Raw genomic sequence first — 24,176 nt, 5'->3', positions numbered from 1 at the left:
AAATACACCCGGGGGTCCGTGGGGGCCCCCCGGCCCCTTTGCGGGCCCCGGCCCCCGCGCCCCCCACGGCGGTGCGGGCCGCCGGGTGTCCTCCAGGACACCGGACGGGCCGCGTACGCACCCGAGCAAACCCCCGGCCGTCAGTGCACCAGCACCGGCACCTCGTTCTCCTTCGCCGCGCCCGCGTCCGAGCCCGCCGCGGCACCCGGCCGGCCGGCGTTGACGAAGGTGAAGGCGACCGCGGCGGCCGCCACCAGGATCCCGAAGGACACCCAGATCGCGGTCGAGAAGCCGTGCACCATGCCCTGGAACTGGAACGCCTTGGCGGCGTCCGGCGAGGTGGCCGCCGCGGTGGCGTGCGCGGCCAGCCACCCGGTGGTCGCGCTGGCCGCGATGGTGTTCAGCAGCGCGGTGCCGATGGCGCCGCCGACCTGCTGCGAGGTGTTGACCATGGCCGAGGCCACGCCCGCGTCGCGCGGCTGGACGCCGTGGGTGGCGAGGCTCATGGCCGGCATGAACGCGGTGCCCATGCCGAGGCCCATCAGGACCAGGCCGGGCAGGATCAGCGCCGGGTACGAGGTGTCCACGCCGATGTGGGCCAGCAGGAACATGCCGACCGAGGCGACCAGGAAGCCGGGCGCCATCAGGTAGCGCGCGGGGACCCTGGTCATCAGCCGGGCGCCGATCTGGGTCGAGCCGGTGATCATGCCCGCCACCATCGGCAGGAAGGCGACGCCGGTCAGCACCGGGCTGTAGCCGAGCACGATCTGCAGGTAGTAGGTCAGGAAGAGGAACAGACCGAACATGCCGATCACGGCCATGCCCAGCGACAGGTACACCCCGCCGCGGTTGCGGTCGAGCACCACGCGCAGCGGCAGCAGCGGGGCCTTGACCCGGCGCTCCACCAGCACGAAGGCGGTCAGCAGCACGGCGGCCGCGACGAACAGCCCGATGGTGCTGCCGGACGACCAGCCGTCGGACTCGGCGCGGGTGAAGCCGTAGACCAGCGCGACCAGGCCGGTGGTCACCAGCAGCACGCCGGGGACGTCCAGCCTGTTGCGGTTGCGGCCCTCGGCGGGCTCGCGGATCACCAGCACGGCGCCCGCGGCGGCCACGATGGCGAACGGGATGTTGACGAAGAACGTCCAGCGCCAGTTCATGTACTCGGTGAGCAGGCCGCCGAGGATCAGACCGATGGCGCCGCCGCCACCGGCGATCGCGCCGTAGATGCCGAAGGCCTTGGCGCGCTCACGCGCCTCGGTGAAGCTCACCGCGAGCAGCGACAGCGCGGCCGGCGCGAGCAGCGCGCCGAACACGCCCTGGAGCGCGCGGGCGCCGAGCAGCATCGCGGTGTTGGCCGCGGCGCCGCCGAGCGCGGAGGCGAGGGCGAAGCCGGTCAGGCCGACGATGAAGGTCCGCTTGCGGCCCCAGAGGTCCGCGATCCGGCCGCCGAACAGCAGCAGGCCGCCGAAGGCCAGCGCGTAGGCGGTGATCACCCACTGGCGGTTTCCGTCGGAGATGCCCAGGTCGCGCTGCGCGGACGGCAGGGCGATGTTCACGATGGTGGCGTCGAGGACGACCATCAGCTGGGCGAGGCCGATGAATATCAGTGCCTTCCAGCGCCGGGGATCGGGCAGCGTCGCCGGTCGGGCGTCGGTTTGAGACATGGGGGTACTCACTTCACGGTGCGTGTGGTGTGCGTGAACGGTCGAGTGCCGTACGGGAACGGCGGGTTGCCGCACGGGGAAGGTGCGGTGAAAGGGTGTGCCGGGGCGCGACAGGGCGCCGTCGGGCGGTCGGTACCGGTGGTCGGGTCAGTTCTGGGGCTGGAAGTCCTCGAAGGTCGCGGCCCGGCCGGGCAGCACCGAAGCGGCCGGCGCGCGCAGGCCGTCCAGGAAGATCTGCAGGTGCCGGTGGACGAAGTCGTCGAGCAGTCGACAGGCGGTGTTCGGCAGTGGCCGGGTCAGCTGGCTCATCGCGATGAACAGGTCACCGTGGTCGACGTCCGACCGTAGCTCGCCCGCGGCCCGGGCGCGCTCCATCAGCCCGCCCACGGCGGCCTGCAGGCGCTCCCGAATCTCGGTCAACTCCGGGTCGAACGGGTCGACATGGTTGCTGAACAGGGTGCAGAGACCGCCGACCTTCTCCCCGACGGACGCGTGCGCGAACCGCTGGAGGGCGTCGAACGGGCCGCCGCCGTCAGGAGCGTCCGCCTCGGCCGTCGCCGTCTCGGCGAGGGCCAGGATGCGGTTCTTGACGAGCACCGCCACCTCGTGGATCAGCGCCACCCGGTCCGGGAAGTTCCGGTACAGCGTGGCATTGCCGACCCCCGCCCGCTTCGCGATCTCGTCCAGCGGTGCGTCCGCACCGTGCTCGACGAACGCGTCCCGGGCCGCCAGCACGATCCGCTCCCGGTTCCGGCTCGCGTCCGCACGCAACTTCGGCGTACGCGCGCTCCCGGCGGGACGGACCGACTCGGCGGTGGTGGCCACGACGACTGCTCCTCATCAGGATACCGGGGAAATTCTCCCCGCTTCTTCCAACGTACTCGCAAACGGGGAATCCGTCCCCGGAATTTCCGCCCCCCATGTGACCTGCGTCACGACGGGGTGCCTGGACCGGCTGGACTATGGTCGGAGCCAAGTGGCCCGTAACCACCCGCCGGGGAACCTCGTTGACCCGAAGGGTGTCCAGGCGAAGGAGGAAGGCCCGTGACTGCGATCTCCGAGCGCCCGCAGATGCTGCCCGAGCAGTTCGAGGAGTTCGCCCGTCACCTGGGTCGAACCGTCGAAGGCATCCGGCTGGAGTTCATCAACGGGAAGTTGGGGATCAAGCCCGTGCCGGACGGCGACCACGGCCGCATCATCCAGTGGCTTCTGCGGATCTGCATCCAGGCCCGGCCGGAGCTCTATCTGCATGATCAAGGCCTGAGGCTCGACGGCTACCGGGACGGGCGGGCTCGCCCCGACGGCACGCTCGCCGACGCCGACGCATTCGTCGGGTACGGGGACTGGGCGCCGACCGGCGCAGTCCTGATGGCCGCGGAGGTCACGTCGTACGACTCCGATACCGACCGTCGTGATCGTGTCGAGAAGCCCCGGGCCTATGCCGAGGCCGGCATCCCGGTCTACCTCCTGATCGACCGGGACTCCGCCGAGGTCGTCGTCCACAGCCGGCCCGACGGCGTCCGCTACGAGACGGTCCACACCCTCCCCTTCGGCAAGGCCGTCCAGCTGCCCGACCCGGTGGGCATCTCCCTGGACACCGAGCCCCTCAAGAACTGGATGCGCTGATCCCGGGCATGGCGTCCCCGGGGCGGTGCGGGTGGCGGCCTAGGCTGTGGGCGTCCCGGGCGGCCGGTGGGCCGTGGGAGTCGGGAGGGGCCCGGCGGCCGGGTGGGCGAGGAGGTTCGCGATGGGCAGCGGTGAGACGGCCGCCAGGGTGCGCTGTGTGGCGGCCGTACCGTGCTGGGTGAGCCTGATGGCCCGGGACCTGGACGACGCCGAGAAGTTCTACGGGCCCCTGCTCGGCTGGGAGTTCGAGCCCGGGCCGGACCGCTTCGGTCCGTACGTGCACGCGGTGACCGGCGGGGAGGCGGTGGCCGGACTGGGCGTCGCCGGCTTCGGGGCGATCCCGGTCGCGTGGACCAGCTACTTCGGGACGGAGAGCGCCGACGCCGCCGCCGACGCGGTGCGCGAGCGCGGCGCGACGCTGGCGGTCGGCCCGCTGACCTTCGACGCCGGACGGGTGGCCTTCGCGGCGGACCCGGTGGGCGCGGTGTTCGGCATCTGGGAGGGCCCGCCGGGCCGGGCCCGGAAGCTGGACGTGCCCGGCGCGCCGGTCTGGATCGAGCTGCGCACCCCGGACCCGTTCGCGGCGGCACTGTTCTACGGCGAGGTGTTCCGCTGGGACGGCCGGGACCCGGAGCGCTTCGACGTCCGCTGGGAGCACGACCGGGTGGTGCTGCGCGCCGAGGGCCACAGCGTCGCGGCGCTGGCCAAGGAGCAGGCGGGCGGGCCGGCCGGGATGCCGCCGCACTGGGAGGTGTCCTTCGCCGTCCCGGACACCGACCGGGCGCTGGCCCGGGCCGTGGAGCTGGGCGGCGGTGCGCTCGGGCCGGTCTTCGACTCCCCGTACGGGCGGGTGGCCCGGCTGCGGGACCGCGAGGGCGCCCGGTTCGCGGTGATCGGCCCGAAGGACTGACCGGAGCCGGGGAGCGGATCGGCCCGAAGGACTGACCGGCCCGGGGCGCCGATCGACCCGGGGCCTGATCAGCCCGGGGCGTCCAGCTCGGCCCGGTCCGCCCGCAGCCGGTCGCCCAGGGCGGTGCGGGCGGCCGCCGGCAGGGCCTTGCGGGCGGCCGGGAAGAGCTGCTCCTCCTCGTCGCGCAGATGCCGTCGCAGGGTTTCGGCGAGGCCGCGCAGCAGGGTGCCGAGGGCCGGGTCGGCGGGGCCGAGCCCCTGGAGGTCGGCGAGGTACTGCCCGATCGCCAGGTGGTCGTGGATGCTGCGGAAGACCAGCGCCCCGCCGTCGGGCACGTCGTGCTGGACCACCGGGAAGAGGTGCTCCTCCTCGGCGGCGCAGTGGGTGAACAGCAGGTCGGTCAGCCGGGCGAGCAGCTCGCGGCGCCCGGGGTCGTCGGCCGGTGCGGACTCGATCCGGTCGAGCAGCTCGATTGCCGCCCGGTGGTCGGCGGTGAACTCGCCGAGGATGTCAGGCCTGCGGCTCATGGCCCGCCCGCCTCTCGCACAGAAGACTTCCCCCGTCGCCTTCCAGTATCCGGCGCCGGCCCGTTCGCCCGGAGGCGCGCCCGTTCACGCGCGGGCGCGGCCGGTCACCCGGAGTTGCGCCCACCGGCCCGGGGACGCCGCCGTCCGCTCTGCGCGTCCCCGCCCCATCACCCTCCGTCGAGCAGTCCGGTCACCCTCCGTCGTGCGATCCGGTCACCCTGCGTGCCGCCGCCCGGTCACCCGCCGTCCTGCCGCCCGGCGAGGGCGAGCAGTCGGGTCTGCGGTCCGGCGTCCTCGGGCACCGGCACCGGCGGGTCGAAGAGCCCGCTGCCGGAGAGGTCCCCGTACCCGGCGAACTCGCCGAGCGCGAACCCGACGAGCCCGTCCGGGAGCCGGGTGAGCCGTCCGATGCCCTCGGCGAGGTCCCAGGAGTGGATCACCAGGTCGGTGGTGAGCTGGTCCAGGTAGTACTGGCCGGAGGTGTCGCCGAAGGAGAGGTGGACGGTCAGCTCGGTGGCGCCGGGGACGGCCCAGGCCTCCCGGGCGGCCTCGGCGGCTTCGGTCCAGGCGGTGACCGGGTCGTCGCCGAGCACGTCGCCGTCGAAGCGTCCGCCGACCTCGCCGACGGTGGCGCCCATCAGCAGTTCGGGTACCCAGAGCTGCTCGCCGGTGAGGTGGTTGACCAGGTCGCGGACGGACCAGTCGCTGCACGGCGTGGGGGAGTCCCACTGGCCGGGGGTGATGAGCCGGACGCGCTCGCCGAAGGCGTCCAGCGCCTCGGGGTACGGGGTGCCGGTCCGCGCCTCCCGTCGGTGGTGCCTGTGTTGAGCCATGCCTCCACCCTCTCCGGGCCGGACGGGCTCCGCGAGTCGCCGACGATCCGTCAGTTGTTCAAATTCGAACTTCGAGGTACGGTCGAAGAGCGGCGGTTCAAATTTGAACAACGGTGGGGGTGACGACCCCTGCCCGCCGCACCACCACAACCCGTGACCACGTCCGGCCGCGCCGGACGACGACCGAACCCCGATCGATGGAGACGCGCATGCCGAGCAGCAGCCCGAGCACGACCGCCGCCACCACCACCGTCAGCCCGGCCCGGAACACCGCCGGGTCCGCGACGACCTCCCCGCACGCCTACGACGCCGGACTCCTGCTCCTGCGCCTGGCCCTCGGCCTGACCATGGCCGCGCACGGCAGCCAGAAGCTGTTCGGCTGGTTCGGCGGCGGCGGGATCGACGGCACCGGTCAGTTCTTCACCATGAGCGGCTACCCGGCCGGCGACGCCATGGCCGTGGTGGCGGGCCTCACCGAGACGCTGGGCGGACTCGCCCTCGCCGTCGGCCTGCTGACCCCGCTGGCGGGCGCCGCGATCGTCGGCACGATGGTCAACGCGATAGCCGTCACCTGGGGCGGCGGCTTCTTCGCCCCGAAGGGCAGCGAGTACGAGCTGCTGCTGACCGCGGGCGCCGCGGCACTCGCCCTGACCGGCCCCGGCCGCTACGCCGTGGACCGCTTCCTGCCGGTGCTGCGGGCGCACCGCCTGGCGTACGGCGCGGCCGCCGTCGTGGTCGGCCTGGTGACGGCGGGTGTGATCCTGCTGCTCCGCAAGTAGCCGCTCCGGGAGGGGCGGCCGGGAATTCCCGGAATCCCTCCTTCGCAAGCGGAAAGGGCATGGTGACGACTCGTCGCCGTGCCCTTTCGGCTTTCGTGGATGGGTGGGCCTTGGGTAAAGGCCTTCACAATGTTGTGTGATGTGTGCAATGGTACATGGCACATCCCCATCGTCTCCACGGCGGAACCGCCCCACGCGGTGCCGTCGCCGACGGACCTCGCTCCACCGTAGGCCGCGCCCCGACTCGCGGCCTTTGACGGCCCGGAGGCCCCCACGTGAATGGCCGACGCTTACTGCGAGTCCCGCAGTTGGCAAGACTGTTGACGCTCGTTCTGACTCTTGTCCTGGCGATCGGCGCGTTCGCGCCGCTCAGCCAGGCCGCCACCCCCACCCCCGGCGGGACGACCCCCGCCGGTGCGCCCGTCGGCACGGTGCCCGCCCACCTGGCGCCGCCGCCCGCGATCGGCGCGGACCGCACCGACAGCGCCCCCGCGCGGCCGGACGGCCGGAAGCGGCTCAGCCCGGAGGACCTGGTACCCCAGTCGCCGACGGCTCCGCTCACCGGCCTGCCGACGGCCGACCAGCCGCAGGCCAAGGCCTTCGGACTGGGCGCGGCCGCCGACCGGCCCTGCAACGTCGGTGACTTCACCGGCCGGACCGGCAGCGCGCTGGTCCAGCAGATCAAGTCCGTCGACCTCCAGTGCGTCAACTCGCTGTTCAAGATCGGCCGCGGCGACGCCGCGAACGCGTTCCGCGAGTCGCAGATGACCACCGTGGCCTACGCGGTGCGCGACGCCGCGAACGGCTACCAGGGCAACAACAGCGCGTCGATCTCGCAGCTGATGCTCTACCTGCAGGCCGGCTACTTCGTGCAGTTCTACAACCCCGACGTGGTGGGCCCCTACGGCGCCGGCCTGAAGACCGCGACCCGCTCCGCGTTGGACGCGTTCTTCGCCAACTCCCGTTCGCGGGACGTCACGGCGGACAACGCGGGTCCGCTGGCCCGGGCGACCACGCTGATCGACAGCGCCAAGGACAGCGCCCGCTACCTGCCGGTCGTCAAGCGACTGCTGTCCGACTACGACAGCGCCACCTGGAACCCGACCGGCATGGTCTACGGGCTGACCCCGGTGCTCACCGTGCTGTTCGCCGGACACTGGGAGGCCGACTTCCTCCCCGCCGTCAAGGCCGACCCGAGCGTGCTGGACGCCCTGTTCACCTTCATCTCCCGCAACCAGGGCCTGCACGGCGGTACCTACGGGCGGACGGTCTACGAGGCGACCAACGAGCTGACCCGCTTCATGCAGTACCCGGAACTGCTGCCCAAGGTGCGCCCCTACGCGCGGGCCCTGGCCCAGCAGTCCGCCCCGACCGGACCCACGATGTACCAGCGCGGCTCGGTGGCGCTCGCGGTGAACTGGTGGGACAAGGCCGACTGCTCGTACTACGGCACCTGTGAGGACCCGGCGAAGTTCAAGGCCGCCAACCTGACGGTCAACCACACCTGCAGCCCGAGCATCAGGATCCTCGCCCAGGCGCTGGACAGCACCCGGCTCGGCACCGCCTGCACCAGCCTGAACGGCCAGGACGCGTTCTTCCACGCGGTGGCCAAGGACAGCGGCCCGGTCAAGGACGACGGCAACAGCACGATCGAGGTCGTGGTCTTCCACTCCTCGCTCGACTACCAGGTGCTCGCCGCGGTCATCTACGACATCAACACCAACAACGGCGGCATGTACCTGGAGGGCGAGCCGGCCACGGCCGGCAACCAGCCGCGCTTCCTCTGCTACGAGGCCGAGTGGGCCCGCCCGTCCTTCGAGATCTGGAACCTCAACCACGAGTACACCCACTACCTCGACGGCCGGTTCAACGTGTACGGCGACTACGACGCCGGCCAGGTCCAGCCGATCGACTGGTGGGTCGAGGGCTTCGCGGAGTTCGTCTCCTGGTCGTACCGCAAGGCCGTCAACACCGACGCCATCGTGGTGGCTTCGCAGCACGCCTACAAGCTGAGCGAGCTCTTCGACACGGTCTACGCCAGGAGCAGCCAGGACCGGGTGTACCGCTGGGGGTACCTGGCCGTGCGCTACATGCTGGAGCAGCACCGCTCCGACGTGGACGCGGTCCTCGCCAAGTACCGGGCCGGTGACTGGGACGGTGCCCGTGCCATCCTGAAGACCACCATCGGCACCCGTTACGACGCCGACTTCGACAGCTGGCTGACCAGGTGCGCGGCCGGCGCCTGCGCCGCCAACACGCCGGGCCAGTCGCAGCTGCCGGAGTGCGCCGGAGGTGACGTCCGGCAGCTGGGCGCCAACTGCGTGCGCAGCAACGTCGCGGCGACCACGGGCAACTACGCGCACTTCTACCTGACGGTGCCGGCCGGCACCAAGCAGGTGAAGATCACCACCAGTGGCGGCACCGGCAACGGCGACCTCTACTACAACCCGGGCAGCTGGGCCTACACCAACTCCCACGTCCTCCGGTCGACCAACCCGGACAACTCGGAGACGCTGACCGTCACCGACCCGCCGGCCGGCTACGTCTTCTTCGGCCTCTACGCCCAGCAGGGCTTCGGCGGGGTGAGCGTCACGAGCGAAATGTGAGCCGGGAACGGCAACCAGACAGGTGACCGCCCCGGGCGGAGCGCTACGGCGCCCGCCCGGGGCGGGTCTGCTGACAGGCCGTCATCACCGGTCCCACCTGAATTCCCCGCGAACTGCGCACAACGCCCCGGGTTCCCAAGGCCATGTGAGATGTGCCATGGTACATGTCACACCCCCCACCGTGCCCGACGGAACCGCCCCCACGCGGCGCCGTCACCAGCGGTCCTCGACACCCCCACCGGCCGCGCCCCACGTCGCGGCCGACGACGGCCCGGAGGCCCCCACGTGAGTCCTTCACGTCTGCTGCGACTCCCGCAGCTGGCACGATTGCTGACGCTCGTCCTGTCCCTGTTCCTGGCGGTCGGCCTGTTCGCCCCGCAGTCCCAGGCCGCTCCCGCCGCCCCCACCCCCGGCGGCACGCCCGCGCCCGTCCCCACCGGACCGGCCCCGCAGCCCGCCACCGGCGCCCCCGAACGAGCCGACGGCGGGCAGCAGTTGGCCTCGGCCGACCAGCGCGCCCCGCTCCCGGTCGACACCCGGCCGGCCGAGGTCCGGCCGACCGCCAAGGCCCTGCGCCTCGGCGCGGCGGCCGAAAAGCCCTGTACCGTCGGCGACTTCTCCGGCCGGACCGGCGGCGACCTGGTCCAGCACATCAAGGACGCCGACATCCAGTGCATCAACAGCCTGTTCCAGCTCACCGGCGGCGACGCGCGCGGCGCGTTCCGCGAGGAGCAGATGAGCACGGTGGCCTACGCGCTGCGCGACGCGGCGGCCAACTACCCCGGTGACAACAGCACGTCGGTCGAGCAGCTGGTGCTCTACCTGCGCGCCGGCTACTTCGTGCAGTGGTACCACAAGCAGGACGTCGGCGAGTACGGTGCCGGCCTCAAGACCGCGATCCAGTCCGGTCTGGACGCCTTCTTCAACAGCGCGCACTCGCGCGACGTCGTGGCGGGCAACGGGCCCATCCTGGGCGAGGCCGTCACCCTGATCGACAGCGCCCAGGAGAACGTCCGCTACCTGCCGGTCGTCAAGCGGCTGCTGGGCGACTACAAGGCCGACACCTGGAACCCGGCCGGCATGGCGTGGGCGGTCAACCCGGTCTTCACCGTGCTGTTCCGCGGCCACCAGGTGCCCGGCTTCGACGCCGCCGTCGAGGCCGACCCGAGCGTGCTGGACGCGCTGTCCGACTTCGCGACCCGCAACAACGCCCTGCTCGGCGACACCTACGGCGTGCTGGTCTACAACGCGACCAAGGAGCTCACCCGCTTCCTGAAGGACACGGCCCTCCAGGCCAAGGTCCGCCCCCTCGCCAAGGGGCTGGTCGGCACCTCGGAGCCGAAGGGCCGCACCGTCTACCAGTGGGCCGCGGTCGCCGAGGGCGTCGACTACTACGACGCCGGCAACTGCTCGTACTACGGCACCTGCAACAAGGCCGACCAGCTCAAGGCCGGCGTGCTGACCGTGAAGCACACCTGCAGCCCGAGCATCACGATCCTCGCCCAGGCGCTGGACAGCACCCAGGTCGGCACCGCCTGCACCAGCCTGAACGGCCAGGACGCGTTCTTCCACGCGGTGGCCAAGGACAGCGGCCCGGTCAAGGACGACGGCAACAACACGATCGAGGTCGTGGTCTTCCACTCCTCGCTCGACTACCAGGTGCTCGCCGCCGCGATCTACGGCATCGACACCAACAACGGCGGCATGTACCTGGAGGGCGAGCCGGCCACGGCCGGAAACCAGCCGCGCTTCCTCTGCTACGAGGCCGAGTGGGCCCGCCCGTCCTTCGAGATCTGGAACCTCAACCACGAGTACACCCACTACCTCGACGGCCGGTTCGACATGTACGGCGACTTCGACGCCGGCATGACCACCCCGACCGTCTGGTGGGTGGAGGGCTTCGCCGAGTACGTCTCCTGGTCGTACCGCAAGGTCAACAACGACGCGGCCATCGCGGCGGCGGGCCGCCACACCTACAAGCTGAGCGACCTCTTCGACACCGCCTACGGCGACCAGGACCGGGTGTACCGCTGGGGGTACCTGGCCGTGCGCTACATGCTGGAGCAGCACCGCTCCGACATGGATGCGGTCCTCGCCAAGTACCGCGCCGGTGACTGGAACGGTGCCCGCACCATCCTGAAGACCACCATCGGCACCCGCTACGACGCCGACTTCGACAGCTGGCTGACCAGGTGCGCCGCGGGCGCCTGTGCCACCGACGGGGGCACGCCCACCACGCCGCAGCTGCCGGAGTGCACCGGCGCCGACACCCGGCAGCTGGACGCCAACTGCGCGCGCAGCAACGTCGCGGCGACCACGGGCAACTACGCGCACTTCTACCTGACGGTGCCGGCCGGCACCAAGCAGGTGAAGATCACCACCAGTGGCGGCACCGGCAACGGCGACCTCTACTACAACCCGGGCAGCTGGGCCTACACCGGCGCGAACACCGCGCGTTCGACGGGCCCCGACAACTCGGAGACGCTGACCGTCACCGACCCGCCGGCCGGCTACGTGTTCTTCAGCCTCTACGCCCAGCAGGGCTTCAGCGGGGTGAGCGTCACGAGCGAAATGTGAGCCGGGAACGGCAAACGGACAGGTGACCGCCCCGGGCGGAGCGCTACGGCGCCCCGCCCGGGGCGGGTCCGCGTTCCGCGGCCGGCGGTCGGCGGTCTGCGCCGACCGCCGGGAACGGGTCCGGCGGGAATAACGATCCGCACCGGGGTGCTAAGGTGGTTGAAAGTTGGACTACCTGGGACGGGTGAGCAGCATGCAGTTCGGAATCTTCTCCGTCGGCGACGTGACGACCGACCCCACCACCGGCCGCACCCCCACCGAGCACGAGCGGATCAAGGCGATGGTGGCCATCGCCCGCAAGGCCGAGGAGGTCGGCCTGGACGTCTTCGCGACCGGCGAGCACCACAACCCGCCGTTCGTCCCGTCCTCGCCGACGACCATGCTCGGCTACATCGCCGCGCAGACCGACCGCATCATCCTCTCCACCTCGACCACGCTGATCACCACCAACGACCCGGTGAAGATCGCCGAGGACTTCGCGATGCTCCAGCACCTGGCCGAGGGCCGGGTGGACGTCATGATGGGCCGCGGCAACACCGGCCCGGTCTATCCCTGGTTCGGCCAGGACATCCGCCAGGGCATCCCGCTCGCGGTCGAGAACTACGCGCTGCTGCACCAGCTGTGGCGCGAGGAGGTCGTGGACTGGCAGGGCCGCTTCCGCACCCCGCTGCAGGGCTTCACCTCCACCCCGCGCCCGCTGGACGACGTCCCGCCGTTCGTCTGGCACGGCTCGATCCGCAGCCCCGAGATCGCCGAGCAGGCCGCCTACTACGGGGACGGCTTCTTCGCGAACAACATCTTCTGGCCCAAGGAGCACTTCAAGAAGCTGATCAGCCTCTACCGGGAGCGCTTCGCCCACTACGGCCACGGCACGCCCGAGCAGGCGATCGTCGGCCTCGGCGGGCAGGTGTTCATGCGGAAGAACTCCCAGGACGCGGTGCGCGAGTTCCGTCCCTACTTCGACAACGCGCCGGTCTACGGGCACGGGCCCTCTCTGGAGGAGTTCACCGAGCAGACCCCGCTGACCGTGGGCAGCCCCCAGGAGGTCATCGAGAAGACCCTGACCTTCCGCGAGACCTTCGGTGACTACCAGCGCCAGCTGTTCCTGATGGACCATGCCGGCCTGCCGCTGAAGACGGTGCTGGAGCAGCTGGACCTGCTCGGCGAGGAGGTCGTGCCGGTGCTGCGCGAGGAGTTCGCCAAGGGCCGCGCGGCCGGAGTGCCGCAGGGGCCGACCCACGCCGCGCTGGTCGCGGCCCGGGACGCGCGGGAGAACGAGAAGGCGGAGGTGGCCAAGTGACCGCGTACAAGCTGGTGGTGGTGAGCGCCGGACTGAGCAAGCCGTCCTCGACGCGGCTGCTGGCGGACCGGCTCACCGGCTCGGCCGTGCGCCGGCTCGCCGCGGAGGGCCGCGAGGTGGACGTCACCGTGGTCGAACTGCGGGACCTGGCGGTGGAGATCGCCAACAACTTCGTCACCGGCTTCCCCGGCGCCGGGCTGCGCGCGGCGATCGAGGCGGTGACGGAGGCGGACGCCCTGATCGCGGTGACGCCGATCTTCACGGCCTCGTACAGCGGTCTGTTCAAGTCCTTCTTCGACGTGATCGACAACGACGCGCTCACCGGCAAGCCGGTGCTGATCGCCGCCACCGGCGGCACGCCCCGGCACTCGCTCGCCCTGGAGCACGCCGTCCGCCCGCTGTTCAGCTACCTGCGCGCGGTGGTGCTGCCGACCGCGGTCTACGCGGCCACCGACGACTGGGGCACGGCGGGGGACGGGCTCACCGACGGCCTGCCGCGCCGGATCGACCGGGCGGCCGGGGAGCTGGCGGCGCTGCTGGCCGGGCGCGGCCCGGCGGCGCCGGAGCTGCCCGAGCAGGTGGTGCCGTTCGCCGAGCAGCTGGCGGCGCTGCGGGTCTGAACCCGCCGGGCGTCCGCGGGGGAGGACCGCCCGTCCGCGTCGAACGGCCCGCATCGAAGGGCCCGCACCGAACAGCCCGCATCGAACGGCCCCGTCGGAACGGTTTCCGACGGGGCCGTTCGGCTGTGGCCCGGCCGCCGAGCTGCCCCGCAACACCCTGCTCGTCCACTCCTGCTCCAAGCACTACGGCGCCACCGGCCACCGCCTCGGGGTGATCGGCCTGGACCGGGACGACGTGATCGACGAGATGATCGCCGCCCTCCCGGCGGAACAGAAGGAGCGCCTCGCCGAGCGGTACGGCAGCCTGAGCCTGGAACCCGAACGGATCCGCTTCATCGACCGGCTGGTCGCCGACTCCCGGCAGGTGGCGCTCAACCACACCGCCGGGCTCAGCCTGCCGCAGCAGGTCCAGATGGTGCTGTTCTCGCTGTTCGCGCCGCTGCTCAACGGCGGCGGCTTCGACGGGCCCGAGTGGTCCGTGCGGGTCTCGCTTGCGAACCTGGACGACCTCGACCACCTGAAGATCGGACACCACCTCCAGCAGATCTTCGCCGACTGCCGCGCCGAGTGGGACGCCTCCCGGGCGTCCTGAAAGAGGTCACGACCATGCAGACCGAACCGCAAGCCGTGCTCTCCCCGCTGACCAGCGCGGCCGTCTTCCTGGTCCTCACCGTCGAACCCGGCCGCGAGGACGCCGTCCGCGACCTGCTGCCCGAGCTCGCCGGACTGCGCCGCGCCGTCGGCTTCCGCGCCCCCGAGGGCGCCCTCACCTGCGTCACCGGCATCGGCTCCGAACTCTGGGACCGCCTCTTCGCCGGCCCCCGCCCGTCCGCCCTGCACCCCTTCCGGGACGTGGCCGGCCCCCGCCACCGGGCCCCGGCCACCCCCGGCGACCTGCTGCTGCACCTGCGGGCCGAACGGATGGACCTCTGCTTCGAACTGGCCGCGAAACTCACCGGACGGCTCGCCGGGTCGGCCGCCGTCGTCGACTCCGTCCAGGGCTTCAAGTACTTCGAGGACCGGGACCTGCTCGGCTTCGTCGACGGCACCGAGAACCCGGAGGGCCGGGCCGCCGAACGCGCGGCCCTGATCGGCGCCGAGGACCCGGAGTTCACCGGCGGCAGCTACGTCATCGTGCAGCGGTACGTGCACGACATGGACGCCTGGAACGCGCTGAGCGTCGAGCAGCAGGAGGGGGCGGTCGGCCGCACCAAGCTCGACGACATCGAGCTGTCCGACGACGTCAAACCCGCCGACTCGCACGTGGCGCTCACCGTGATCACCGGGCCGGACGGCGAGGAACGGCAGATCGTCCGCTTCAACATGCCGTACGGCACCTTCGGCTCCGCCGGCCGCGACGGCGAGGTCGGCACCTACTTCATCGGCTACGCGGCCGACCCCGGGGTGACCGAGGAGATGCTGCGCAACATGTTCGTCGGCAACCCGCCCGGCACCACCGACCGGCTGCTCGACTTCTCCACCGCCGTCACCGGCGGGCTGTTCTTCGTCCCGACCGCCGACTTCCTCGACTCCCCGCCCCCGGCGCCGGCCGCTTCCGTGTCCATCCCCGTCCCTGCGGCCGTTCCCGTTTCCGCGGCCGGTTCCGGGGGCGGCTCGCTCGGCATCGGAAGCCTCAAGCAGACGCCCTGGCAGACGCCCTGACAGACCACCTGAACAGGACCCCGCACATGAACAACCTCCACCGGGACCTCGCCCCGATCTCCGCCGCCGCGTGGGAGGAGATCGAGGAGGAGGCCCGCCAGACCTTCAAGCTCCACATCGCCGGCCGCCGGGTGGTCGACCTCAACGGCCCCGAGGGCGCCACCCTCGCGGCCGTCGGCACCGGCCACCTGACCGCCATCGCTCCCCCGACCGACGGCATCCAGGCCCGCGCCCGCGCCGCCCAGCCGGTGGTCGAGCTGCGCGTCCCCTTCGCCGTCCGCCGCGACGCCGTGGACGACGTCGAACGCGGCTCCCGGGACTCCGATTGGCAGCCCGTCAAGGACGCCGGTCGCAAGCTCGCCCTGGCCGAGGACCGCGCCGTCTTCGAGGGCTACCGTGCCGCCGGCATCGACGGCATCCGTGCCGCCTCCACCAACCCTGCGGTCCAACTCCCGCAGGACGTCAGGGAATACCCGGAGGCCGTCAGCCGCGGGCTCACCGCCCTCCGCCTCGCCGGCGTCGGCGGCCCGTACTCACTCCTGCTCGGTGCGGACGCCTTCACCGCGGTCAACGAGACCAGCGACCACGGCTACCCCGTCCACAACCACATCGCCCGCCTCCTCGACGGGGACATCATCTGGGCCCCGGCCATCGAAGGCGCCTACCTGCTCTCCGCCCGCGGCGGCGACTTCGAGCTCTTCCTCGGCCAGGACGCCTCGGTGGGCTACCTCTCCCACGATGCCGAAACGATTCAGCTCTACCTTCAGGAGACGCTGACGTTCCGGGTGTACACGGGAGAGGCGGCCGTGACGTTGGTCCGCAGCAGGCCCTGACCGGTGGTTCGTGCGGCCCGGTACGCGCGACCCGGTCTCCCGCGCCCTCCCGCCCTCGTGCGAGGGCACGAGGGCGGGAGGCTCGCTCACATCAGCAGTTGGGGAGTGTGCCGTTGGCGTCCCGGGGCAGTGCACACCAGATGGGCAACCACTCCCAGCACGACGACGAGCCATCCTGGTTGCGGTTGTGGTTGTGGTCGAACGACGCCCTCGCGCGAGAGGTCGAACGTACCCGGGGTGATGTTGCGTGGTGCAAGGTTGTCGTTCTCCTTCAGCTGTGCTCGAAGAGGCGTTCCCCTTCGGAACACCAGTGCATCAGGAGGCACCCATGTCAATCAAGTCGCTTGCGTAGCAGGTCTCTTGACTGGTAGTCATATATGTGACAGCTGTGGAGTGAGGGGTGCTCCGTCACGAGGAGCATCGATCCTGGCGGTCGCGGATCTCGGCGAGTGCGTCCCTGGCTCGGGTGGCCTCCTCGACCGCGTGGATCTGCTCGGCGAGGTGGGCGGCTGTCGCCAGGTGCTCGGCAGCCTCGTCGGGCAGGCCGAGCGCGTCCGAGCGCAAACCCAGGCCGCGGAGGGCGATGGCCTGCTCGCGGGTGGTTCCGACGGAGCGTGCGAGGCCCAGAGCGGTGGTGTACTGGTCGCGGGCGTCCGTGTGGCGCCCGGCCGCGCGGAGGGTGTCCGCGAGGGCGATCAAGGCGTTCACCTCCGTTCGCACGCCACCGCTCTCCCGGAAGGTCGTGAGGGCCGACCCGTACAGCTCCAGGGCGCGGTCGAGCTCTCCGGGGATCGAGAGTGAGGCCGCCAGATTGATCTTCACGATGGCGAGGTCGAACTGGGGCAGGTGGCCACCCCCGAGGCTGAGGACCAGCTCGAAGGCCGATCGGGCAGCGAGGACGTTCCGGGCTCCGAGGTGGAGGTCGCCGATGTTGTTGAGGATGCGCAACTCGAACGGCCGGTCGTTGAAGTCGCGGGCGAGCGGGAGGGCGTTGCTGTAGGCGGACAGCGCGGATTCCGCATTGCCCAGAGAGCTGTGCACGATGCCGACGTTCGCGAGGCAGCGGGCGGCGTTCCAGTGGTCGCCGGTCTCCCGGCGGATGCCCAGTGCCTCCTCCTGATGAGCCAGGGCCTCGGACAGCGCCCCTTGGTGCCATCGGGCGAGGCCGAGGATCCCGAGCGCGTTGGCGACGGCATCCCGGTCGTCCTCCGCCCGGGCCAGGTCCAGGCCGTGCGACAGGGCTTCGACGGCAGACGGATAGCGGGAGGCGTTGGCGAGCGTCGCGCCGAGGTCGATCAGCGCCCGCGCCGCGCAGCGGTCGTTCTCGACGGATCGCCAGTGGGCTGCGGCCGTCCGGTGCATGTCATGGGCGTCGCTCCAGTAGGCCTCGGCTTCGAGGTGGCCGGCCAGCACATGGGAGATCCAGGCGCCGCTCTCGGGGAATCCGAGCTCCCCGGAGTTCGCCACCAGGGCCAGCAGACCCGGGCGTTCCGCGGTCAGCCAGGCCTTCACCGACTCGCGGGAGTCCAGGGCGAGGTCCGTCAACAGGTCGGCCAGGTCGGGCCCGTCGACGGGCTCGGGAACCGGCAGTCTCGAACGCCGCGGATAGAGGAGGCGGTCCGCGGCGTCAGCGGCGTGCAGAGCGTAGCGGAACAGCCGATCGACGGCCGCCGCCCGTTGCTCCTCGCCCGGGTCCAGAGCGGCGGCGAATTCCCTGATCAAGTCATGGAACTGGTAGCGCTCCGGTGAGATCTCCTGGATCAGATGGCAGTTCAACAGTGCCTCGAGAATGCGGTCGGTCACGTCGACCGGCCGCCCGAGCAACGCGGCTGCCGCGTGGAGCCCGAAGTCCGGGCCCGGATGGAGCCCGAGCAGTCGGAAGGCCGAGCGCTCGCTCGGCGGGAGATAGCGGTAGGAGAGCTCGAACGCCCGGGCGATGCTCTCCGACCCATTGCGGAATTCGGCAAGGCGTCCGTTCTTGCGGGCCAGCCGCCGCGCGAGATGGGGGAGCGTCCAGGACGGGCGTGCCTTGAAGCGGCTGGCGGCCAGTGCGATGGCGAGTGGAAGCAGGCCGCAAAGCTTCACGATCTCGATGATGTGTTCCCGCTCCACCGCGCGCTCCGGGCCGACCACGTTCAGGAACAGGGCGACGGCGTCATCCACCGTCAGGACGTCCAGGAACACCGTCTTCGCGTCCGGGAGGTCGGTGAGGCGCTGACGGCTGGTGACGATGACCAGGGCGGTCGGTGCAGGTGGCAGCAGCGGGCGGACTTGAGTGGCATTCGAGGCGTCGTCGAGGATGACGACGGCCCGACGCGAGGACAGGGTCTCAACGCACAGTGCGAAGACCTCCTCCGCGTCGAGCGGGATGGTGGTGGCCGGAACGCCCAGGCGTCTGAGCAGGAGGGCGCCCGCTGCCTGAGGGGTGAGCGGCGGCTGGTTGCCGACGTGGGCGCGCAGGTTGAGGTAGACGTAGCCGTCCGGGAAGTACTCGCACATCAGGTCGGCGGCGTGCAGGGCCAGGGTGGTCTTGCCGACCCCCGGCATGCCGAGGATCGCGGAGACGGTGACGACGCCGCCGTGGGCGAGCCGGTCATGGGGGCGGGGCAGTACCCGGCGCAGGTCCTCCTCCCTGCCGACCATGCGGTGCCGTCCGGGCACCCGCGCCGGAGGTGTCGCGCGAGGGGCCGGAGCCAGTGAGGGGGGTGGAGTGATCACGGCCCGCCCCCGTTCACCGGGGAGCGGTTCGCCACGCAGCATGCGCTGATGCAGGCGGGTGAGCGGGCCACCGGGCTCGGTGGCGAAGTGGGCGTGAAGCAGGCGGACGACGGCGGGGTAGACGGCCAGCGCCTCGGCTTGTCGGCCGGCGGCGTGAAGGGCGGTCATCAGGTGCGCGGCAAGGCGTTCGTCGGTGGGACGGTCCTCGCGCAGCGCGGTGAGTTCGGGGATCAGCTCGTGGTGCCGGCCGAGGCGTAGGTCGACCTCGACCCTCAGCAACGTGGTGGTGAAGTGGCGGTCGGCCATGGCGGTGCGGGCGGTCTGGGCCCAGGTGCCCGGAAGCCCGGCGAGCGGCTCACCGCACCAGAGCTCCTCGGTTCGGTTCAGTACGGTTCTGGCCTGGTGATCCTGCCCGTTCTCGGCGAGGAGTCCGGCCTGTCGGGTCAGGTCCAAATACTGATGCCAGTCAATCAGTTGGGGGTCGACCCGGAGGGTGTACGTGTGCGATCGGGTGTCGATCGCGGGGGCGTCCGGCGGGCATTGCCCCCCGGCGAACCGGGTTGCCCGTCTCAACAGGGCACGAAGGCGGGAGATATGGCTGTACAGGCTGGCCAGCGCGCTGGGAGGCGGTTCGTTGTCCCATAGTCGGTCCGCGAGTGACGTGTGGGACAGCGGCCTTCCGACCTCCAGGGCCAAGGCCGCCAGCAACTGTCGCCGCTTGTCCGATGGGATCGCCAATTGCTCGCTGTTTACCGACAGTTCAACTGAACCCAGGAGATGGAACCTCAAGATGACGCCCCCCGCCGGTTGGCTACCAGCTTGCCGTGTCGCGGGTGAGCATCGCATGCACGTGAGGTAATCGGCCATACCACCGCAGGGTTCGGTGTCCATGCTTTTGGGAATTGTCTCGACGTGACGAAGCGTCATGTGTTAGCGCCGCAGGGGTAATTCGTCCGAGGCCGGGGGGCCCAGTGACAGGATCGACCGTGGTCGGCGGGCGCCGGTGAACGACGTCAACCTGCCGTACGGAGTGGTGCGGAACTCGCTGGCCGGCGCCACGACGGTCGCCGGTCCGGTGGTGCAGGCCGGAACGATCCACGGCGGGCTGCACCTGCACGGCGCGTCCGCCCTGCCCACGCCCAGGCAACTCCCGCCCTGTCCAAGGCGGTTGATCGGGCGGGAGGCGGACCTGGCGGCGCTGGACCTCTCGCTGGCCCCCGACACCGGGGCGGCGGACGTCACCCTCGTGGTGACCGGCCCCGCCGGGGTCGGCAAGACGGCCCTGGCCGCGCAGTGGCTGCGCGGCCAGGCCGGCCGCTTCCCGGACGGCCAGCTGTACGCGGACCTGCGCGGCTACGCGCCCGGTGGCCCCGCCGACCCGGCCGAGGCCCTCGGCGGCTTCCTGCGGGCCTTCGGAATCTCCCCGGTGCCCGGGAGCCTGGAGGAGGGGGCCGCGCTCTGGCGCTCGCTGGTGGCGGAGCGGCGGATCGCGGTGCTGCTGGACAACGCCTCGACGGCCGCCCAGGTGCGGCCGCTGCTGCCCGGCTCGGACCACACGGTGGTCGTGGTGACGAGCCGCCGCCGGCTCACCGGGCTGGGCATCGACGGTGCGGTGTTCCGGCCGTTGGGCCCGCTCGCCCGGGAGGCCTCCACCGAGATCCTCGCCGCGCGGGTCGGCAGGCACCGGGTGGTCGACGAGCGCGCCGCCGCGGCCGAGGTGGTGGAGGCCTGTGCCGGGCTGCCGCTGGCGATCTGCCTGGCGGCGGCCCGCATCGCGGCGCGCCCGGCCCAGTCGCTCGCGGCGACCGCCGAGATGCTCGGCCGCGGCACCGACCGGCTGGCGGTGCTGAACGTGGAGGGGGAGACGGTGCGGGACCTGCTGGACGCGTCCTACGGCGTGCTGGAAGCGGAGGCCGCCCGGCTCTACGGGCTGCTGGGCCTGCTGCCCTTCGCCGAGTTCACCCTGGAGAACGCCGCCGTGCTGGCGGACGTGGACGCGGCCGGGGCCGATCGGCTGCTGGACGGTCTGATCGATGTGCACCTGCTGGAGGAGACCGGGCCGGAGCGGTTCCGCTTCCACGACCTGGTGCGGCTGCACGCCCGGGCGCACGGGGCGCGGGTCCGGGCGGCCGGGTCCACCGGGGCGGCGCTGGACCGGCTCGTCGACTGGTACCTCGCCTCGGCCACGGCCGCCGAGGCGGTCGTCTCGCCGACCCACCGCACCCTCGCCCGCGACTACCGCAGCCGCCCCGTCCATCCGGCCCGGGAGTTCGGGGGCGACGTCCCGGCCCTGGAGTGGTACGACGCGGAACGCGACCGGCTGGCGGGCGTCCTGCGCTGGTGCGGGGAACTGGACCGCCCCGCGGCGGCGTGGCAACTCGCGGACGCCATGTGGCCGTTGTTCCTGCGGCTGCGCCCGGCCCGGCTGTGGGTCGAGGCCACCCGGATCGGCCTGGACGCGGCCCGGGCGGCCGGCTCCCGCAGCGGCGAGCTGCGGATGCTGACCGACGGCGGGAACGGACTGCGGAACGCGGGGGAGGGGGAGGAGGCGGCGCGCTGGTTCACCGAAGCCCTCGTCCTCGCCCGGGAGCTGGGCCGTCCGCTGGTGCAGGCGGACGCGCTGTACGGGCTCAGCCAGACCCACCGGATGGCCGGCCGGTTGGACGCGGCCGCCGAGTGCCTGCACGAGGTGGTCCGGCTCCGCGAGGCCGAGGACTACCTGCGGGGTTCGGCACTGGCCCGGCTGGCGTACGGCGAGGTGCTGCTGCTGGCCGGCCGGGCCGCTGAGGCGGTGGAGCCCGTCGAGCGGGCGGGCCGCGAGCTGGCCTCGATCGAGGACGACTACGAGGCGGCCCGCGCGACGGCCTTCCTGGGCCTGGCGCACGGCCGGCTGGGCGCGTACGAGCGTGCCGAGGCCCATCTGGAGGAGGCTCTGGCGGGGTTCCGGGCCCGGCTGTCCGCGCACTGGGAGGCGCGGACGCTGGAGTTCGCCGGGCAGGTCGAGGAACTGCGCGGCCGACCGGACGCGGCGCGGGCCCGGTTCGAGCAGTCCAGGGCCCGGTACCAGGAGGTCGGTGCCGCGGCCGAGGCGGCCAGACTGGCCGACCGCCTCGCCGCGTACGGTGTGGACGGCGCCGTCACTCCCTGCCCGGGCGAACCGGAGGCGTGAGCCGGTTCCACCCGGAGCCCGGGGTACGGCGCCCGGAGCCCGGGGTACAGCACCCGGCGCCCGAGGTACGGCACCCGGCGGCGCTGACCCGGTCGAGTTCGTCCAGCGTCCGTCCGGCCGCCAGCCAGGCGTGCGCCAGCGAGCCGAGGGCCGGCGGCGGGACGGGCCCGCCGCCCGGACCGGAGGCCCGCAGGACGAGCCGTTCCCCGGTCCGGGCGAGCAGCAGCACCGCTCCCGGACGGTGTTCGGCCGTGGCCACCGCACATCCGGGGTGCGCGGAGAGCAGTCCCGCGAGCCGTGCGTGGGCGTCCGCCGCCGGAACGGGACCGAGGTGCAGCACGTCGGCGTGCCGGCGCCAGCGCAGGCCGCCGGGCTCGGTGAGGTCGAGCACGAGGTGCTCGTCCACGAACCCGGGCCCCGGCCGCTCCGCCGCCGCCGTGGGCGCCGGGTCGGCGGCCAGCAGCCCGTGGCGGACACCGGTGGTGGACGTCACCCGGGCCTCGAACAGCGTGGTCGCCGAGCCGTCGTGCGCGCCGGGGCGGACCGGCGCCAGGCGCACCGTGTGCAGCACGGCGGTCATCCGGCCCGCCGCGCGTCGGCGGCCGCGATCGCGTCCAGCGGTTCGGGCAGCGGGAGCGGTTCCGGATCCGGGGTGTGCGCCGGCTGGCCGAGCCCGAGCACGCGGTACAGCAGACGGCGGGCGTTGCGGTCGAATCGGCCCGGTTCGGAGCTGATCCGGTCGGCGATGGCCGCGTAGTCCTCCGGGCGGTACTGCTCGGCGGCGTAGGCGAGTTGGCCGGTGAGCGGGTGTCCGGGGGCGAGCGCGGGGGCGGTCCGGGCGAGCTGCGCGGCCGGCGAGCGCGGGTTGACGTGCCGGTGCGGGTACTCGGCGAGCAGGACGGGGACGCCGGTCATGGCGCCGTACAGGGTGACCGAGCCGTGGTCCCCGATGACGAAGTCGGCGGCGACCAGCAGCGGCCGCCAGTCCGTCTCGGGCGGGATCACCGTGACGGCTCCCCGGGTGGTGGCCTTCGCCCAGGAGCGCACCGCGTAGGCCGAGTGCTGGGCCGCGATGTTGGGGTGGGGCAGCAGGACGGCCCGGTAGCCGTGCCGGGGCAGTTCCGAGGTCAGTCTGGGCAGCACGGCGTCGAGCCGGGTGAAGAGCGAGCCGTCGCCCCAGGTGGAGGAGACCAGCACCAGCTTCTCGTCAGGCCGCAGCCCCAGGGCGCTCCGGTGGTCCTCCCGGTGCGGCAGCGCCGCGGAGATGCGGTCGTAGCACGGGTCGCCGACCACTTCGGCGATCGGCAGGGCGTCCGGGCAGCCGCGCCGGAGTTCGAGCAGTTCCTCCTCGTGGGCCAGGGCGAACGAGGTGGGGACGAGCCGTCCCTCCCAGTAGAGGTAGTCCCGACCGAGCCCGATGGCCGGCCGCTCGCCGTCCGGGGCGCTGCGCCGGGCCAGCTTGATGTTGCCGGCTCCGTGCGGCAGTCGGACGACCGGGCCGTGCAACTGCTCGATCCCCTGGGAGCCGGCGGCCAGGATCAGGTCGAACTCGCGCCGGACCGCCTGCTCCCACGGCAGTACGGTGCCTCCCAGCGCCCGGAGGATCTCCGCGGCGCCCCCGTTGAACATGTGCGGTGCCACCGTGAACTGCACGTGGACCCGCAGGTCCGGGGCGAGCAGCGAGTAGAAGTCGTGCAGCCGCTTGGCGTACACCATGGTCTGCGCGACCACGAGCACCTCCTTGCGGTCCCGCAGGGTTTCCCAGGGCCCGTTGTTGCTCCAGGGCGCCGGCGTCCGGCGCGTTCCGTCCGTCGTGGTGATGTCCTGTTCCCCGTGCACCAAGGTCATCCTTCTCCCCCTCCTTGATCCCAGGTTCGGGGCCGTTCGCGGGCCCCGGGGTCGATGGTCCCCGGGGCGTCTGGCGGATTCCATGACGCGATCTGGTCGGTGCTTGCGGAAACCTTGTGTCCGCTTCCCGCGCCGCCGGCCGACCCCCGGAGCCGGGAAGGGTACTGAGTTCCTTTACGAGGGGTACTGAGTGCCGTATTCTCTCCGTGGAGCCTCTGACGCCAGTCGAAGAGAGCCGACACGGTACGCCGGTCCAGGTGGTGCTTGCGGTGCGCGGGCCGCGCCGGGCCGGACCTGGCACTCAGTACCCTCGGCATGCCTGAGGCCATGGATCCAGTGCACCCGTGCACCCGTGACAGGAGAACCGCTCATGAGCTTGAGGATCGTCGTCTGTGTGAAGCACGTCCCGGACGCGACGGGTGACCGTCGTTTCGCGGACGACCACACCACCGACCGGGAGGGTGTGGACGGCCTCCTGTCGGAGCTGGACGAGTACGGCGT

General features: G+C 72.1%; 17 protein-coding genes and 2 pseudogenes. 12 read left to right on the top strand and 7 right to left on the bottom strand.

The features are described from left to right. Nucleotides 1-140 precede the first annotated feature (140 nt). A complete protein-coding gene (locus tag ACWGJO_RS34830; RefSeq protein ID WP_452189757.1) occupies nt 141-1,667 on the bottom strand; it encodes an MFS transporter in 1,527 nt (508 codons plus the stop codon). A gap of 147 nt (nt 1,668-1,814) precedes the next feature. Continuing rightward, nucleotides 1,815-2,492: a TetR/AcrR family transcriptional regulator gene (locus ACWGJO_RS34825; protein WP_401051035.1), complete on the bottom strand. Its 678-nt coding sequence runs from the start codon at nt 2,490-2,492 to the stop codon at nt 1,815-1,817. Between the two features lie 219 nt (nt 2,493-2,711). Here ACWGJO_RS34825 and ACWGJO_RS34820 point away from each other — a divergent pair, with 219 nt between their 5' ends. Both ACWGJO_RS34820 and ACWGJO_RS34815 read left to right on the top strand, forming a co-directional pair. After that, nucleotides 2,712-3,293, top strand: coding sequence for a Uma2 family endonuclease (locus tag ACWGJO_RS34820; RefSeq protein ID WP_452189756.1), 582 nt, complete (start codon nt 2,712-2,714; stop codon nt 3,291-3,293). Nucleotides 3,294-3,414: 121 nt separating this feature from the next. After that, nucleotides 3,415-4,203, top strand: coding sequence for a VOC family protein (locus tag ACWGJO_RS34815; protein WP_452189755.1), 789 nt, complete (start codon nt 3,415-3,417; stop codon nt 4,201-4,203). Nucleotides 4,204-4,271: 68 nt separating this feature from the next. Here the strand turns inward: ACWGJO_RS34815 and ACWGJO_RS34810 are convergent, their stop codons facing one another. Together ACWGJO_RS34810 and ACWGJO_RS34805 are read right to left on the bottom strand one after the other, a co-directional pair. Continuing rightward, nucleotides 4,272-4,730: a hemerythrin domain-containing protein gene (locus ACWGJO_RS34810; RefSeq protein ID WP_452189754.1), complete on the bottom strand. Its 459-nt coding sequence runs from the start codon at nt 4,728-4,730 to the stop codon at nt 4,272-4,274. 236 nt (nt 4,731-4,966) lie between these two features. Next, nucleotides 4,967-5,563 (bottom strand): TIGR03086 family metal-binding protein, encoded by a 597-nt coding sequence (locus ACWGJO_RS34805; RefSeq protein WP_452189753.1) that lies wholly within the window; start codon nt 5,561-5,563, stop codon nt 4,967-4,969. 209 nt (nt 5,564-5,772) lie between these two features. On the opposite strand from ACWGJO_RS34805, the gene ACWGJO_RS34800 reads away from it, so the two are divergent. The 8 genes and pseudogenes from ACWGJO_RS34800 (at nt 5,773) to ACWGJO_RS34765 (ending at nt 15,940) form a co-directional block, all read left to right on the top strand. Further along, on the top strand, nt 5,773-6,342 hold the full coding sequence (locus ACWGJO_RS34800) for a DoxX family protein (protein WP_452189752.1): 570 nt from the start codon (nt 5,773-5,775) through the stop codon (nt 6,340-6,342). Between the two features lie 320 nt (nt 6,343-6,662). After that, nucleotides 6,663-8,948, top strand: a complete 2,286-nt coding sequence (locus ACWGJO_RS34795; protein ID WP_452189751.1) for a collagenase — start codon at nt 6,663-6,665, stop codon at nt 8,946-8,948. Nucleotides 8,949-9,233: 285 nt separating this feature from the next. Next, nucleotides 9,234-11,525, top strand: a complete 2,292-nt coding sequence (locus ACWGJO_RS34790; protein WP_452189750.1) for a M9 family metallopeptidase — start codon at nt 9,234-9,236, stop codon at nt 11,523-11,525. A 193-nt stretch (nt 11,526-11,718) separates the two neighbouring features. Further along, nucleotides 11,719-12,825: an LLM class flavin-dependent oxidoreductase gene (locus ACWGJO_RS34785; protein ID WP_452189749.1), complete on the top strand. Its 1,107-nt coding sequence runs from the start codon at nt 11,719-11,721 to the stop codon at nt 12,823-12,825. Next, on the top strand, nt 12,822-13,445 hold the full coding sequence (locus tag ACWGJO_RS34780; protein WP_452189748.1) for an FMN reductase: 624 nt from the start codon (nt 12,822-12,824) through the stop codon (nt 13,443-13,445). The genes ACWGJO_RS34785 and ACWGJO_RS34780 overlap by 4 nt, the downstream gene beginning before the upstream one ends. A gap of 133 nt (nt 13,446-13,578) precedes the next feature. Further along, nucleotides 13,579-14,037: pseudogene (locus ACWGJO_RS34775) on the top strand (hypothetical protein); the annotation flags it as partial. A 14-nt stretch (nt 14,038-14,051) separates the two neighbouring features. Then, entirely contained in the window at nt 14,052-15,107 is a 1,056-nt protein-coding gene (locus tag ACWGJO_RS34770; protein WP_452189747.1) for a Dyp-type peroxidase, read from the top strand. A gap of 26 nt (nt 15,108-15,133) precedes the next feature. Continuing rightward, on the top strand, nt 15,134-15,940 hold the full coding sequence (locus ACWGJO_RS34765) for a family 1 encapsulin nanocompartment shell protein (protein ID WP_452189746.1): 807 nt from the start codon (nt 15,134-15,136) through the stop codon (nt 15,938-15,940). Between the two features lie 408 nt (nt 15,941-16,348). Here the strand turns inward: ACWGJO_RS34765 and ACWGJO_RS34760 are convergent, their stop codons facing one another. Next, nucleotides 16,349-19,549 carry a BTAD domain-containing putative transcriptional regulator gene (locus ACWGJO_RS34760; RefSeq protein ID WP_452189745.1) on the bottom strand — a complete coding sequence of 1,067 codons (3,201 nt, stop codon included), beginning with the start codon at nt 19,547-19,549 and terminating at the stop codon, nt 16,349-16,351. 112 nt (nt 19,550-19,661) lie between these two features. On the opposite strand from ACWGJO_RS34760, the gene ACWGJO_RS34755 reads away from it, so the two are divergent. Next, complete coding sequence (locus tag ACWGJO_RS34755; protein ID WP_452189744.1) at nt 19,662-21,827, top strand: tetratricopeptide repeat protein; 2,166 nt, start codon at nt 19,662-19,664, stop codon at nt 21,825-21,827. Here ACWGJO_RS34755 and ACWGJO_RS34750 read toward each other — a convergent pair. Both ACWGJO_RS34750 and ACWGJO_RS34745 read right to left on the bottom strand, forming a co-directional pair. Then, entirely contained in the window at nt 21,796-22,407 is a 612-nt protein-coding gene (locus tag ACWGJO_RS34750) for a hypothetical protein (protein ID WP_452189743.1), read from the bottom strand. The two genes, ACWGJO_RS34755 and ACWGJO_RS34750, sit on opposite strands and share 32 nt — an antisense overlap. Next, complete coding sequence (locus ACWGJO_RS34745) at nt 22,404-23,675, bottom strand: hypothetical protein (RefSeq protein ID WP_452189742.1); 1,272 nt, start codon at nt 23,673-23,675, stop codon at nt 22,404-22,406. Before ACWGJO_RS34745 ends, ACWGJO_RS34750 begins: the two co-directional genes overlap by 4 nt. Before the next feature lie 370 nt (nt 23,676-24,045). Here ACWGJO_RS34745 and ACWGJO_RS34740 point away from each other — a divergent pair. Then, nucleotides 24,046-24,176, top strand: a pseudogene (locus ACWGJO_RS34740) (electron transfer flavoprotein subunit beta); the annotation flags it as partial.

The organism is Kitasatospora sp. NPDC054795, from assembly GCF_053611565.1.
This window is presented reverse-complemented; position numbering and strand designations above follow the sequence as displayed.